The 13,570-nt window shown below is 30.9% G+C and carries 14 protein-coding genes; 8 read left to right on the top strand and 6 right to left on the bottom strand.

The annotated features are described in order from the left end of the window. Positions 1-59 precede the first annotated feature (59 nt). Both ES045_RS08860 and ES045_RS08855 read right to left on the bottom strand, forming a co-directional pair. Complete coding sequence (locus ES045_RS08860) at positions 60-833, bottom strand: alpha/beta fold hydrolase (protein WP_147115596.1); 774 nt, start codon at positions 831-833, stop codon at positions 60-62. Positions 834-995: 162 nt separating this feature from the next. Next, positions 996-1,709: a pyridoxine 5'-phosphate synthase gene (locus ES045_RS08855; RefSeq protein ID WP_147115594.1), complete on the bottom strand. Its 714-nt coding sequence runs from the start codon at positions 1,707-1,709 to the stop codon at positions 996-998. A gap of 60 nt (positions 1,710-1,769) precedes the next feature. Here ES045_RS08855 and ES045_RS08850 point away from each other — a divergent pair, with 60 nt between their 5' ends. The 8 genes from ES045_RS08850 (at position 1,770) to murI (ending at position 9,748) form a co-directional block, all read left to right on the top strand. Then, positions 1,770-2,429, top strand: coding sequence for a CBS domain-containing protein (locus ES045_RS08850; protein ID WP_147115592.1), 660 nt, complete (start codon positions 1,770-1,772; stop codon positions 2,427-2,429). 61 nt (positions 2,430-2,490) lie between these two features. Continuing rightward, a complete protein-coding gene (locus ES045_RS08845) occupies positions 2,491-3,390 on the top strand; it encodes an NAD kinase (protein ID WP_189663062.1) in 900 nt (299 codons plus the stop codon). 106 nt (positions 3,391-3,496) lie between these two features. Beyond that, on the top strand, positions 3,497-4,174 hold the full coding sequence (locus ES045_RS08840) for a DUF6089 family protein (RefSeq protein ID WP_223267218.1): 678 nt from the start codon (positions 3,497-3,499) through the stop codon (positions 4,172-4,174). Positions 4,175-4,180: 6 nt separating this feature from the next. Next, the gene (locus ES045_RS08835; protein ID WP_147115589.1) at positions 4,181-4,924 is read left to right on the top strand and encodes an isoprenyl transferase; all 744 of its coding nucleotides are present in this window, start codon (positions 4,181-4,183) and stop codon (positions 4,922-4,924) included. 7 nt (positions 4,925-4,931) lie between these two features. Beyond that, positions 4,932-7,487, top strand: a complete 2,556-nt coding sequence (bamA, locus tag ES045_RS08830; protein ID WP_147115587.1) for an outer membrane protein assembly factor BamA — start codon at positions 4,932-4,934, stop codon at positions 7,485-7,487. Positions 7,488-7,548: 61 nt separating this feature from the next. Further along, positions 7,549-8,331 carry an OmpH family outer membrane protein gene (locus ES045_RS08825; RefSeq protein WP_147115585.1) on the top strand — a complete coding sequence of 261 codons (783 nt, stop codon included), beginning with the start codon at positions 7,549-7,551 and terminating at the stop codon, positions 8,329-8,331. A 13-nt stretch (positions 8,332-8,344) separates the two neighbouring features. Continuing rightward, on the top strand, positions 8,345-8,869 hold the full coding sequence (locus tag ES045_RS08820; protein ID WP_147115583.1) for an OmpH family outer membrane protein: 525 nt from the start codon (positions 8,345-8,347) through the stop codon (positions 8,867-8,869). A 78-nt stretch (positions 8,870-8,947) separates the two neighbouring features. Continuing rightward, positions 8,948-9,748: a glutamate racemase gene (murI, locus tag ES045_RS08815; RefSeq protein WP_147115581.1), complete on the top strand. Its 801-nt coding sequence runs from the start codon at positions 8,948-8,950 to the stop codon at positions 9,746-9,748. Here the strand turns inward: murI and ES045_RS08810 are convergent. The 4 genes from ES045_RS08810 to ccoG form a co-directional block, all read right to left on the bottom strand. After that, positions 9,745-10,734 carry a type IX secretion system membrane protein PorP/SprF gene (locus tag ES045_RS08810; protein ID WP_147115579.1) on the bottom strand — a complete coding sequence of 330 codons (990 nt, stop codon included), beginning with the start codon at positions 10,732-10,734 and terminating at the stop codon, positions 9,745-9,747. The genes murI and ES045_RS08810 overlap by 4 nt on opposite strands. A 131-nt stretch (positions 10,735-10,865) precedes the next feature. Continuing rightward, positions 10,866-11,564, bottom strand: a complete 699-nt coding sequence (locus tag ES045_RS08805; RefSeq protein WP_147115577.1) for a sulfite exporter TauE/SafE family protein — start codon at positions 11,562-11,564, stop codon at positions 10,866-10,868. Beyond that, complete coding sequence (locus tag ES045_RS08800) at positions 11,564-12,010, bottom strand: FixH family protein (RefSeq protein WP_147115575.1); 447 nt, start codon at positions 12,008-12,010, stop codon at positions 11,564-11,566. Before ES045_RS08800 ends, ES045_RS08805 begins: the two co-directional genes overlap by 1 nt. Before the next feature lie 96 nt (positions 12,011-12,106). Then, complete coding sequence (gene ccoG / locus ES045_RS08795) at positions 12,107-13,528, bottom strand: cytochrome c oxidase accessory protein CcoG (RefSeq protein ID WP_147115573.1); 1,422 nt, start codon at positions 13,526-13,528, stop codon at positions 12,107-12,109. Positions 13,529-13,570: the final 42 nt, after the last annotated feature.

Here is a 13,570-nt window from a genome sequence, read left to right as displayed (position 1 = left end):
AAATTGAAAGTTTATGCAAACATTTTTGTTTGCATAAACTGTTACCGAAATTTAAGAATCTATTTCAAAAAAGTACAAACTTCGCTATAAAATTGCTTCGGATTTTCTGCATGTAACCAGTGACCTGCATTTTTAATTTCCACAATTTTTGAGTTTGGAAAATGTGCTTCTATTATCGGAACTTCATTTTCTGTAATATATGCTGATTTTTCTCCTTTTAAGAACAACGTCTCTTTCTCAAAAATAGTAAATGATGGCAACCCTTCTCCTACTTCTGAATTATTGTTGGTAAGCGATTCTAAATTAAATCGAAATCCTAATTGTCCTTTTTCTACCCAATACACATTTTTTAACAAAAACTGACGCACACCTAATTCAGGAATTAATTCTGCTAGCTTTTTATCTACCTTTCCTCTAGAATTATCTACAGTAAAATCTATGGAGTTTAAACCTGCTAAAATTGCGTTGTGATGTGGCTGGTATTCTCTTGGAGAAATATCTACAACAATTAATTTCTCAACCAATTCTGGATACGTCACTGCAAACAACATTGCCGTTTTTCCGCCCATAGAATGCCCAATTATGCAAACTTTCTCTAATTTATAATATTGAATGTAGCTGTACAAATCTTCCACCAAAACCTCATAATTAAATTCGTCTTCTTGAAAACTTCTTCCATGATTTCTTTGATCTATTAAATGCACTTGAAAATCTTCAGAAAATTGATTTCCTAAAGTTTTCCAGTTATCAGACATTCCGAAATAACCGTGTAAAATTAATAACGGAGTTCCTTCGCCTTTTATAGTTGAATGTAATATTGGGTTTTTAGACATTTAGAATACTAGATTTTTAAACGATTAGATTGACTTGTCATTTCGAAATGAGCTTTTGTAAGCGATTGAGAAATCTGAATACCTTATCTTCAATTATGGGATTCTTTCTTATTCATTTAGAAACGATGTTTACAATTGTTCACTGAGACTACCAACTAAAAACTATTTCAATCGGTGTAAGTACATATTTACAACATTCTCTAAACCTAAATACAAACTTTCTGCAATAAGTGCGTGTCCTATAGAAACTTCAGCCAAATTAGGAATATTCTCTTTGAAGAATTTAACATTCTCTAAGCTTAAATCATGTCCTGCATTAATCCCTAGTCCTAAGTCATGCGCTAAAATAGCCGCTTCTGTATATGGTTGTATTGCTGCTTTGTTTCCTAGATCAAACTGGGTTGCAAATTCTTCTGTATATAATTCTATTCTATCGGCACCGGTTTTTGCTGCAGCTTCAATCAATTTTAAATCGGTATCTATAAAAATAGAAGTTCTAATTCCGTTTTGCTGAAATTCTTTCACTACTTCTTGCAGAAAAGATTGGTATTTTATCGTGTCCCAACCTGCGTTAGAGGTAATTGCAGTAATAGAATCTGGCACTAGAGTAACCTGCGTTGGTTTTGTTTCTAAAACCAAATCTATAAAAGATTGAATCGGATTTCCTTCGATATTATATTCCGTTTTTACCACAGCAACCAAATCTCTGGCATCTTGGTAACGAATATGCCTTTCATCTGGTCTTGGGTGTATGGTAATTCCTTCTCCACCAAAACTTTCTATATCTGCAGCTACTTTTAATAAGTTTGGCACATTTCCGCCACGAGAATTCCTTAAAGTTGCTATTTTATTAATATTTACGCTTAACTTTGTCATTGTCTAAAATTAGACCACAAAGATAAATTATTAAATCATTTTATCCTATATTCGTAAAGCATGAATATTACAGACTATATCTTAAATGAAATAAAACCATTAAGCTTAAAAAGCAGTGTAAAAACGGCTAAAAAATTGTTTGACAACTTTCCTTTTACACATTTTGTTGTGGTGGAAGACAACAAAATTTTGGGCTGTTTTGCACAAGAAGACATTCAGACGATAGAAAATAAAGCGGATGAACTAGTTGCACACACACATTTATTAAATTCTTTTTTTGCAGATGAAAGAGCGACAGTTTTAGAACTTCTAAAGATTTTTGCAGACAACAATACCACTGTTATACCTGTTATAAACAAAGACAAAGAGTATATTGGTTATTATGATTTGTGTGATGTTTTAGACGTTTTTTCTACAAGCCCGTTTATGATTGAAGACAGCGAAACCCTAATTATAGAAAAATTAGAAAGCGATTATTCTATGAGTGAAGTGACTCAAATTGTAGAATCTAATGGCGGTAAATTATTAGGCATGTATATTTCTGAAAAACAACAAGGTCTTGTGCAAGTGACACTTAAAATTAGTACAGAAGACATTCATGAAATTATGCATACTTACAGAAGATATGATTATAAAATAATTTCTACACACGAAAATGATGTGTATTTAGAAGATTTAAAAAACAGGTCTGATTATTTACAAAAATATCTAGAAATGTAATCTTAGTTTGAAAAAATACGTCAACAAAAAATAATAAAAAAAATTAAAATATTTTATAGATTTGAAAAAAGTAGCAGTTTACGGACAATCTTATTCCATTTCAGCAGAAAAAGAAATTCAGATTCTTTTAAGCATTTTAGAGAAAAATAATATTGTTTGTTTTATAGAAGAAGAATTTTATAATTTATTAGTTGAAGGTGCTATTTTAGATAAAAAGTACCCAACATATTCTCATTTTAATGATTTAAATGATTCTTTTGACCTCATGTTTACTTTAGGTGGAGATGGTACAATTCTGCGAGCCGTAACTTACATTAGAGATTTAGGAATACCAATGTTAGGTATAAACACCGGTCGTTTAGGTTTTTTGGCAACCATCAATAAAAAAACAATAAAAGAAAGTGTAGAGCTTATATTAAAAGGAGAATACTCTGTACAAGAAAGAACACTATTATCAATAAAAACAACTCCTAATACAGAGGAGTTTAAGGAACTTAATTTCGCCTTAAACGAGGTAACCATCGCTAGAAAAAACACCACTTCTATGATTGGTGTTAGGACCAACTTAAATAATGAGTATTTAACAAACTATTGGGCAGATGGATTAATTATCTCTACACCAACAGGTTCTACCGGTTATTCTTTAAGTTGTAATGGCCCCGTGATTGCACCAGATTCTAAAAATTTAGTTATTACACCAATTGCGCCCCATAATTTAACAGCTAGGTCTATGGTTATTTCCGATACAACAACGATTCAATTAGAAGTAGACTCTAGAGAGAAAGAATTTTTAATTTCATTAGATTCTAGAATTACTACGGTTGCAAAAAACACAAAAGTTTTCATAGAGAAAGCGCCATTTACTATCAAAAGCATTACCCCAAACAATCAATCTTTTTTACAGACATTGCGCAGTAAATTATTATGGGGAGAAGATACCAGAAATGAAACAAATCTTTAACCAACACGCAACAATAAAAGAGTTAAAAAGTTGTTATTCAAAAAAGACTGAGTATTAACTTTATAAAGCAAATTGAAATTCCTATATTTGCTCGCTATTTTTTAGAATGAAAAAAAGTATATTATGTATCGTATTTATTAGCTTTTCCTCCATTTTAATGGGACAAGTGTATGAAATTGGAGCTTCTTTAGGAGGTACAAATTATGTTGGTGATATTGGTAGAACAAATTACATCTACCCTAATCAATTAGCTGGTAACATATTTTTTAAATATAATTACAATCCTAGAATTGCGCTAAGAGGAACTTTTTCTTATTTACCAATAAGTGGGAATGATGAGCACGCAGACACTGCTTTTAGAAAAAACAGAGGTTTACGTTTCTCTAATACCATAAATGAATTGGCTTTAGGAATGGAGTATAATTTTTATGAATATGATATTTCGGCTGAAGATAAAAGTTGGACGCCTTATCTATTAGTTGAACTTGCGGCATTTAATTACTCTTATGTGAAAGGAAAAAACCCTGCAAATGAGAATATTTATGATAAAAAGACAGGATTCTCAATACCTATAGGTATTGGTTTTAAATCTAAGTTGTCTGGTAGTTTTGCTTTTTCATTAGAAACAAAATTTAGATATACTTTTGAAGATGATTTAGATTATGCCTCAGAAAATAATGCGAATTTTAATATTGAAGGAAATAGTAATGATTGGTATATGTTTACAGGAGTGTCTTTAATATATACCTTTGGGAGACCCGCTTGTTACACACAGGGATTATAAAAAAATATGGATAAAAAACTACGTATCGATTTACAAAGAGTCCCAAAACACGTTGCCATTATTATGGATGGTAATGGTCGTTGGGCAAAAGGTAAAGGGATGAGCAGAGTTTTTGGTCATAGAAATGCTTTAACTGCGGTAAGAGAATCTGTAGAAACGGCTGCTCAAATTGGTGTCGAGGCAATTACTTTATATGCTTTTTCAACAGAAAACTGGAAACGACCAAAGCTAGAGGTAGATGCTCTTATGAGCCTGCTAATTAACTCTTTAAAGAAAGAATTACCCACTTTTCAAAAAAATGGTGTTGCGGTTAATGCTATTGGCAACATAGAGAATTTACCTCAAAAAGCACAAAAAGCTTTAAGTGATGTAATCCTTCAAACAAAAACCAATACTACCATCATATTAACTTTAGCTCTTAGTTATGGTTCTAGAGAAGAAATTGTTAACGCAATCAAAAACATATCTAAAAAAGTTGTTAATAAAGAACTTAATTTAGAAGAAATTGATGAAAAAACTATAAATAACCATTTATATACGTTTAATTTGCCCGAAGTCGATTTAATGATAAGAACAAGTGGTGAACATCGCATCAGTAATTTCTTACTTTGGCAAATGGCCTATGCCGAATTATATTTTACAGATATACTTTGGCCAGACTTTAGAAAAGAGCATTTTTACGATGCAATTATAGATTATCAGAATAGAGAACGAAGATTTGGAAAAACAAGCGAACAAATTACAGAATAGATTTTTTATGAAATTATTTTCTGCAGTCATAGTGTTTACAGCACTATTTTCTACTTACAGTTTAAGTGCACAAGTTAAAAACGATAGTTTAGCTGTTGTTAAAAAAGATACTTTATCTACTAAAAATTCGTCTTTTGAAAAGGGGAAGGAATATATTTTAGGAGGTATCTCTGTTACAGGTCTTAAAAAATTCAGTGAAGAAACTGTACGAGTTTTTACAGGTCTTAGATATGGGCAAGCCATAAAACTTCCTGGAGACAAATTAACAAGCGCCATCAAAAAACTTTATGAAAGTAAACAATTTAGCGATGTAGATGTCTATTTAGCAAAAATAGATGGAAACACCGTGTACCTTCAATTAGATGTACAGGAACTACCACAATTAAATCAAGTTCAGATTAATGGTATCAAAAAATCTAAAGCGAAAGAACTAATTAAAGAAACGGAACTTAAGTTAGGTAAAATGGTAACAGACAATTTGTTGGTTACTACAAAAAATTACTTCAATAAAAAATATACAGATAAAGGTTTCTTAAAAACGAAGGTCTCTATAGATGTTCAAAAAGATACATCAGATATTAATACGGTTAATATGTCTGTGTTTATTGATAAAGGGAAAAAAATAAAGATTAAAGACATTAATTTTACTGGTAACAAAGCACTTTCTGAAAAAAAACTTAGAAAGGCAATGAAAAATACCAAAGAGAAGTTTTTTGGTCGTTTTTGGAAAGCTTCTAAATATATAGAAGAAGATTACCAAACAGATTTAGAAAGTATTTTAGATAAATATAGTAGACTTGGTTACAGAGATGCACGTATTTTAAAAGAAGGTATTTCTTGGAATGATGACAATACCATAGATATTGATATCGATTTAGAAGAAGGTAGACAATACCGTTTTGCAGAAATATTATTTGTTGGTAACAAAGAATACACAGATGAGCAACTGCAACAAGTTTTAAGAATAGACAAAGGTGATGTTTACAACGGTGCTGTTTTAAAAGAACGTGTTAGCGGAGACGGAACACCAACATCATTTGATATCGCGTCTGAATATCAGAATAATGGATACTTATTTTCTCAAATAAATGCTGTAGAAACAAAAGTAGAAAATGATTCTATTACAGTAGAAATTAGAATTAGAGAAGATGAAAAAGCTCGAATTAAAAAAGTAACTGTTTCTGGAAATGACAAGACCAACGATCATGTAATTTTTAGAGAATTACGTGTTAAGCCGGGAGATTTATTTAGCAGAAGAGAAATTATTAGATCTATTAGAGAAATTGGTCAATTAGGTTTTTTCGATCAAAATGTAACACCAGATGTGATTCCTAACTATCAAGATAAAACTACAGACATTAATTTTAATGTGATAGAAAAAGGGGGTAGCCAGATAGAATTGCAAGGTGGTTATGGTGGTGGTTCTTTTATTGGTACTTTAGGTTTGTCTTTTAATAACTTTTCTATCAGAAATATTTTTAACACAGAATCTTACAAACCATTGCCAACAGGAGATGGTCAAAAATTATCTTTAAGATTACAATCGAGTAGAACTTACAACACGTATAGTTTTTCATTTACAGAACCATGGTTTGGTGGTAAAACTCCAAAATCTTTATCTTTCTCTGTATATCAGTCTAATCAGTTTCAGCTAGACCCTCAGACATATGATGTAGATAGAAGCAGAAAATTAGGGATCACAGGAGCTTCAATTGGTTTAGGAGAACGTTTAAAATGGCCTGATGATTTTTTCCAATTATCTCAAACAATATCTTACCAAAGTTTTCAGTTAAAAAACTATGGTTTTAGAGTTGGAGAGAATGTTTTAAACAACGGTACTTTAAATAACTTAGCTTACAATATAAACTTTAGTAGAAGTTCTGCAGGACCAAGTTTAATTTTCCCTACTTACGGATCTGAATTTTCAGTTGGTGTAAAAGCAACACTACCTTATTCTTTATTTAGCGATAAAGATTACACAGAACCTTCTAATTTAACAGCAGCAGAACAAAATGATTTCTTAGCAGATAAATACAAATGGTTAGAATACTATAAACTATCTTTAAAAGGGAAGTGGTATACTTCATTTACAGATAAATTAGTTTTAATGACTAATACAGAAATGGGGTACTTAGGTTTCTATAACGACAAACTAGGTCAAACACCTTTTGAGCGTTATTTTGTAGGTGGTGATGGTATTGCTCAGTTTCAATTAGATGGTAGAGAATCTGTAGGATTAAGGGGGTATGAAAACAACAGGTTGTCTTCTATTTCTGGAGGAACTATTTATAATAAATTTCAATTAGAACTTAGATATTCTATTACAGATGCACCTTCTGCTTCAATCTATACATTAGGTTTCTTAGAAGCTGGTAATTCTTATGACAATTTTGATAATTTTAATCCGTTTAACGTAAAAAGATCAGCTGGTTTAGGTGTAAGAATTTTTATGCCTGCCTTTGGATTATTAGGAATCGATTTTGCTCATGGTTTTGATCCTTTACCAGGACAAATAGAAAAATCTGGTTGGCAAACACATTTTATTATCGGAAGACAGTTCTAAGAAAATAGTACATTTGTAATGTCATTTTTTTTTGGCACGGTTTTTTCTAAATACATAACAGATGAAAAAAATATTTTTATTCACAGTTCTTTTACTTACGGTTAGCGTTTCTTGGTCTCAAAGAAGTCAAATTATTGCTTACATAGATATGGAATACATTCTAGAAAATGTTCCAGAATATTTAGAGGCTCAAAATACTTTAGATGAGAAGGTTGTAAAATGGAGACAGAATTTAGATAAAGAAGCTCGGTTTATAGAAGTATTAAAAACCGATTTGGCAAATGAAAAAGCAATTCTAACAAAAGATCTTATAGAAGAGAAAGAAGAAGAAATTTCTTTAAAGCAAGATGAACTAAGAAGGTTAGAATCTTTATACTTTGGCCCAAAAGGAGATATGTTTTTACTAAGAAAACAATTAGTAAAGCCAATTCAAGATCAAGTATACAATGCAATACAAAGTATTTCTGCTAGAAAAAGGTATGACTTTGTTTTCGATAAATCTAGTGAGTTAGTGATGCTATATTCAAATAAAAAATACGATATTAGCGACCTCGTTTTAGGAACTATAGATAGAACAAGATTAATAGATGAGAAAAAGGCGGAAAGAGAAGAGAGAAATGCGCCAAAAGAGTTAACTGACAGACAAAAGGAGGCAGTCTCAAAAAGAGAAGCTGCAGTAGCCAAGGTTTTATCTGCCAGAGAAGCAAAGAAAAAGGCTATCGACGAGAAAAGAAAAGAGTACTTAAAAAAGAGAAACAAGAAAAGAGAGCTGCTTAAGAAAAAGAAAGAAGCATTGAGAAAGAAAAAGGAAGAGGCAAAGAAAAATCAAGACAATAATAATTAAATTAAAAACAAGAATGAAAAATTTAAAAACGTTACTATTAATTGCTGTATTTACTTTAGGAGTAAGTGGTTTTGCAAATGCACAAAAAATAGGTCATATAGATTACCAAAGAGTAATAGATAATATGCCAGAAACAAGAGCGTTAAGCACTACACTTGAAAAACTAGGTAAATCTTACCAAAGTGAAATTGAAGGTTTAAAGAAAAAATTAGAAGCTAAAGTGCAGAAGTATACTGCAGAACAAGCTACGCAAACTGAAACAACAAACAAACAGAGAGCGCAAGAAGTTCAAATTGACAAACAACGTTTTGAGCAAGCACAACAAGCGGCTTATCAAGAAATGCAAAACAGACAAGCGCAAGATTTAGAGCCAATAGTGATGAAAGCTGAAACTGCTATTAAAGCGATTGCTGCTACAAAAGGAATTTTGTATGTATTTGATGCAAAATCTTTAATTGTAAAAGAAGGAGACGATTTATATGACGCTGCTAAAGTTAAATTAGGTTTATTAAAAGACAAGCCTAAGCAACAACAATAAGGAAGAAAATTTCTTCTTCTAAGAAATAAATTACAGAAACCTACTTTTTAAAGTAGGTTTTTTTTTATTTTTACATGTATGGTATCAAATAATTTTTCGATTGGTTTTTTTGATTCTGGTGTTGGAGGAACCTCTATCTGGAAAGAAGTGATTACACTTTTACCTAAAGAGAGTACCATCTATCTTTCAGATAGTAAGAATGCGCCTTATGGCGAAAAATCAAAAGAAGAAATTATAGCATTGTGTAAAAAAAACACAGAATTTCTACTAAATAAAAATTGTAAACTTATTGTTGTTGCTTGTAATACTGCTACCACAAATGCCATAACTTTTTTAAGAGACAATTATAAGGTTCCTTTTATTGGTATAGAACCTGCTATAAAACCAGCTGCTCTTATTACCAAAACGAACACCATAGGTATTTTAGCTACCAAAGGAACGCTTAATAGTGCCTTGTTTGAAAAAACATCAAAGACAATTAGAAAAGACATTCAAATACAAGAAACTATCGGAAAAGGACTTGTAGAACTAATTGAAGGTGGTCAATTAAATTCTGAAGAAATGTCTGTTTTATTGTCCTCCTATTTAAACCCTATGATTGCGAATAATATAGATTCTTTGGTATTGGGTTGCACACATTATCCATATTTGATTCCTCAAATTAGAGAAATTGTAGGTTCTAAAGTAAAAATTATAGATTCTGGTCAGGCAGTTGCAAAACAAACAAAAAACATTTTAACCAACCATAAATTATTAAATATAGATGATAGCAATCCAGCAAAACATCAATTGTATATCAATAAAGATAAGACTGCTTTAAAGCAATTACTTTATCCTATTGAAGCTGAAAATATAGAAATTATTGAGCGTGAATTTTAGAAACTTCCGTAAATAGAATTAATGTTAGGACAAGCTGCTCCTCTTTGTTCTCTGGTCCATAAATTAAAACCTATTGAGATTTGGTGAAAACCAGATTCTGCAAATAAGACTTCATTTAACTGCTTTGTATGCGTGTAAGAAAACATAAAATTATTATAATTTAAACCAATTACGGGCGATATGTAACTAGAATTATCAATACTATTATTGTCAAAATTTCTGCGGTACGACAATGCTACCCAAATTTGGGTTTTAGAGAATGTCTTATATGCTTTTAAATTAAAATCGGCTATTCTTTCTCCTGTTGTCTCTCTAAGCTGAACCATTACAGAAGGTTCTAATTGAATCACTTTCTGTTCTCCGAAATAGTAACCAGCAGACACAATAAAATTCCTCAAATCTAAAGGCTCTTGAACATTTAAGTTGTTTTTTGCCGCAAGAAATAAGTTTTTTACCGTAAAATAGGTAAACAAACCACCTCGATGGTATGCTGCACTAAAATCTGCATTATAATAACTTGTACTTTCTATAATCTGATTAATGACACCAGGTCTGTCTCCAGAAAAACTTCTTTGATCTGCTTGATTTTGAACAAATGAAAAAGCCAAACCGAAAGATAATTGCTTAAACAACTTACCATTACCCATTGGCAAATGATAGGAATATGTTCCTTGAAAACCTTGTTGAGAATGATAACCATTTTTGTCGTTAAACAATACCAAACCATAACCGGCATTAGATACTTCGCCAAACTTAGTATGAAAGCTTATTGTTTGTAAAGCAGGTGCATTGGGTACACCAATCCACTGTTGTCTTGTTGTTAATCTTAATTTACTAGAATTACCTATTCCTGCAGCAGAAGGATGTACTAAAAAAACATTGTCCGATAAATAATCTGTATATATGGGTAATGTCTCTTGTGCTTGATTTTTTATTGAAAAAAAAACAATACTTAACAGACAGAATCTAAGGTAAATTAACTTCATTAAAGCTAGATTATTTTTAAAGAAATCAAATATATTATTTTTATTGTTAGGAATTCTTTTTCAAAGTAAGATTTAACATACTTAAATAATAGAAAAACAAGGTTTAAATTACTAATTAGGTTAAAGAAAACTTAATGACATGCATTATTGTTAGAAACTACCTCTAAAACTGGCGCTGGGGAAACATAAGGAATTCCCAAACCTAAACCTCTTAAAATAAATAAGACCCCAATAAATACTACCGCAATAGGAATTACTTTTTGTATTTTTTTTCTTAAAGCACCTTTTGTAAAATTCCCTAAATAGACCACAGAAGTCATTAAAGGAATGGTTCCTAAACCGAAAAGAAACATGTACAAGCTTCCGTAAAATGCATTTGTAGTTGCTAATGCACCAAAAATAGCCATATAAACTAGGCCACAAGGTAGAAAACCGTTTAAAAAACCAATGGTAAAAAAAGTGTCATTTCCTTTTTTTTTCAACTCTTTACCTAAGGCATTTTTTACTTTAGAAATAATGTGACTTATTTTGTTTGAAAAATTTACTTTCTTAAAAATCTTGGGAAATAAAATAAAAAGAATCATTAAAACACCTACAATTATCGAAATTTGCTGCTGAAATCCGAAGAAATAAAACCCTTTTCCTAGAAAACCAAATAACAACCCAATTAAACTGTAAGTAAACAATCTACCAAAATGATAACTTAAAATCTGAAAAAATCCTTTTGTTTTATGTTGTCTATCGATTGGCAACATAAATGCAATTGGCCCACACATACCAACGCAGTGGAAACTACCCAATAAACCAAATATGATTGCTGATAAAAACATTAATATTGAATTTCCTTTTTTATTAGATACTCTTTATTCTTATATTTGAAGGCTATATTAATGTTCCAACGACCACCTAACAAACGTTTCTCAGGCACGAGCAAATATGTATTAGTTAACGAAATAGGTATTTCGAAATCTAATTGTTTATTAGATGGTCTGTATAGGAACACTTTTCCTGTAATATCTTTAGGAGAAAAGGCTGCAGGGAATTCTACTTTTAAGCCCTTTTCTACTCGCTCAATAGTTACTTTTCCTTTTAATTCTAATGCATTTTTTTCTGCATTAATTTCATCTTGAAAGCCTAATTCTTGTTGGTAATATTTTTCTGTAACCAAATCAAAACTATATGATTTATCTGTGCTCATAGTAATTACCATGTATAATATAAATGACATAAAAGCTACAATCGCAATAACAATTCCGGTTCCCCAATTAAATTTCATAATCTCTTTATTTTTGTCTTTGCGAGTTTACGAAGCAATCTTTTGATTCAGAAAAAAGATTACTTCGTCATTCTTCCTCGTAATGACGCATTTAACTTACCTATAACTTCTTGGTCCTAAAAAGTTAGTTATTGTGGTTTCTATTAACTTATCTCCACTGTAAACACCAATTTCTAACTTGTCTTTATCTCCTTGCAACGCAGCTTCATTTATTTCTATAAATAAAGTTCCTTCTGCTATACCTTGTTTTGGTATTAGAAAATGATGGTTAGATACTAATTTTATTTCTCCCTTATGAGAAAGTAACTTATAACTAACATCGTTAATATCTTTTGTTGTTTTGTTAATCACTTTATAAGTATACACATTACTTATAATATTGTTTTCTTTGTGTTGATATAATTGCCCTGGTAATCTTAAAACTCGTGCCTCCACATCATTTCTTAGAAATAACATTCCTACTAGAATTCCTATTAAAATAAGCAGAACTGCAGAATATCCTTTTATTCTAGCTGAAAATTCAAAAGGTTTTTTCTTCGCAATATTATCTTCACTTGCGTATCGAATTAATCCTTTAGGGTACCCAACACTTTCCATTATATGATCACATTCATCTATACAGGCAGTGCAATTGATACATTCTAATTGCGTGCCATTTCTAATATCTATTCCGGTTGGGCAAACAACCACACATTGTTTACAGTCAATACAATCTCCTTTTCCTTGAGATTCTCTATCTTCATTTTTCTTGTATTTAGATCTGCCCTCTTCTCTTTCTCCTCTTTTATAATCATACGCAACATTTATGGTTTTATTGTCTAATAAGACTCCTTGTAACCTACCATACGGACAAGCAATAATACATACTTGCTCTCTAAACCATGCAAATACAAAATAAAAAACACAGGTAAAAATTGTTAAAGAAATTAAGGTATTGATATTGTCTAAAGGGTTTCCGGTGATGTAACTAATTAAGGTGTCTCCGCCAATTAAATAGGCTAAAAAAACATTGGCTATTATAAAAGAAATTACAAAGAAAACGAACCATTTTAAGAGCCTTTTTCGAATCTTTTCTGCGTTCCAAGGTTGTTTTTCTAAGCGGATTTGTTTTCCTCTGTCTCCATCAATTAAATATTCTATTTTTCTAAAGACCATTTCTAGAAATATAGTTTGCGGACAAATCCATCCGCAGAAAATACGACCAAAAATTACTGTAAAAAGAATGATAAAAACAACACCAACAATCATAGAAACCACCAATAAATGAAAATCTTGTGGCCAAAAAGGGAATCCGAAAATATTAAATTTGCGTTCAAAAACATTGAACAGTAAAAACTGATTTCCGTTAATTTTAATAAACGGAGCAGATAATAAAATGGCTAATAAAAAATAACTTACATACGTTCTGTATTTGTAAAATATTCCGCTAGGTTTTTTAGGATAAACCCAAGAACGCTTTCCTTCTGTATCTACAGTTGCAATACTGTCTCTAAATTGTTCGTTCTGGGGTGTTTCCATTCTTACTAATTATTAAAATTAATTAACTCTCCTTTTTCAGTA

It is taken from the genome of Polaribacter sp. IC073 (assembly GCF_007997075.1).
Lineage (GTDB): Bacteria > Bacteroidota > Bacteroidia > Flavobacteriales > Flavobacteriaceae > Polaribacter.
Note: the sequence above shows the minus strand (reverse complement) of the source record. Positions and strands in the feature narration are given on the sequence as shown.

Excerpts from the sequence above, each read along its gene's own strand:
- ES045_RS08860 (WP_147115596.1), bottom strand. The coding sequence starts at position 833 with ATGTCTAAAAACCCAATATTACATTCAACTATAAAAGGCGAAGGAACT.
- ES045_RS08855 (WP_147115594.1), bottom strand. The coding sequence starts at position 1,709 with ATGACAAAGTTAAGCGTAAATATTAATAAAATAGCAACTTTAAGGAAT.
- ES045_RS08850 (WP_147115592.1), top strand. The coding sequence starts at position 1,770 with ATGAATATTACAGACTATATCTTAAATGAAATAAAACCATTAAGCTTA.
- ES045_RS08840 (WP_223267218.1), top strand. The coding sequence starts at position 3,497 with ATGAAAAAAAGTATATTATGTATCGTATTTATTAGCTTTTCCTCCATT.
- ES045_RS08835 (WP_147115589.1), top strand. The coding sequence starts at position 4,181 with ATGGATAAAAAACTACGTATCGATTTACAAAGAGTCCCAAAACACGTT.
- bamA (WP_147115587.1), top strand. The coding sequence starts at position 4,932 with ATGAAATTATTTTCTGCAGTCATAGTGTTTACAGCACTATTTTCTACT.
- ES045_RS08825 (WP_147115585.1), top strand. The coding sequence starts at position 7,549 with ATGAAAAAAATATTTTTATTCACAGTTCTTTTACTTACGGTTAGCGTT.
- ES045_RS08820 (WP_147115583.1), top strand. The coding sequence starts at position 8,345 with ATGAAAAATTTAAAAACGTTACTATTAATTGCTGTATTTACTTTAGGA.
- murI (WP_147115581.1), top strand. The coding sequence starts at position 8,948 with ATGGTATCAAATAATTTTTCGATTGGTTTTTTTGATTCTGGTGTTGGA.
- ES045_RS08810 (WP_147115579.1), bottom strand. The coding sequence starts at position 10,734 with ATGAAGTTAATTTACCTTAGATTCTGTCTGTTAAGTATTGTTTTTTTT.
- ES045_RS08805 (WP_147115577.1), bottom strand. The coding sequence starts at position 11,564 with ATGTTTTTATCAGCAATCATATTTGGTTTATTGGGTAGTTTCCACTGC.
- ES045_RS08800 (WP_147115575.1), bottom strand. The coding sequence starts at position 12,010 with ATGAAATTTAATTGGGGAACCGGAATTGTTATTGCGATTGTAGCTTTT.
- ccoG (WP_147115573.1), bottom strand. The coding sequence starts at position 13,528 with ATGGAAACACCCCAGAACGAACAATTTAGAGACAGTATTGCAACTGTA.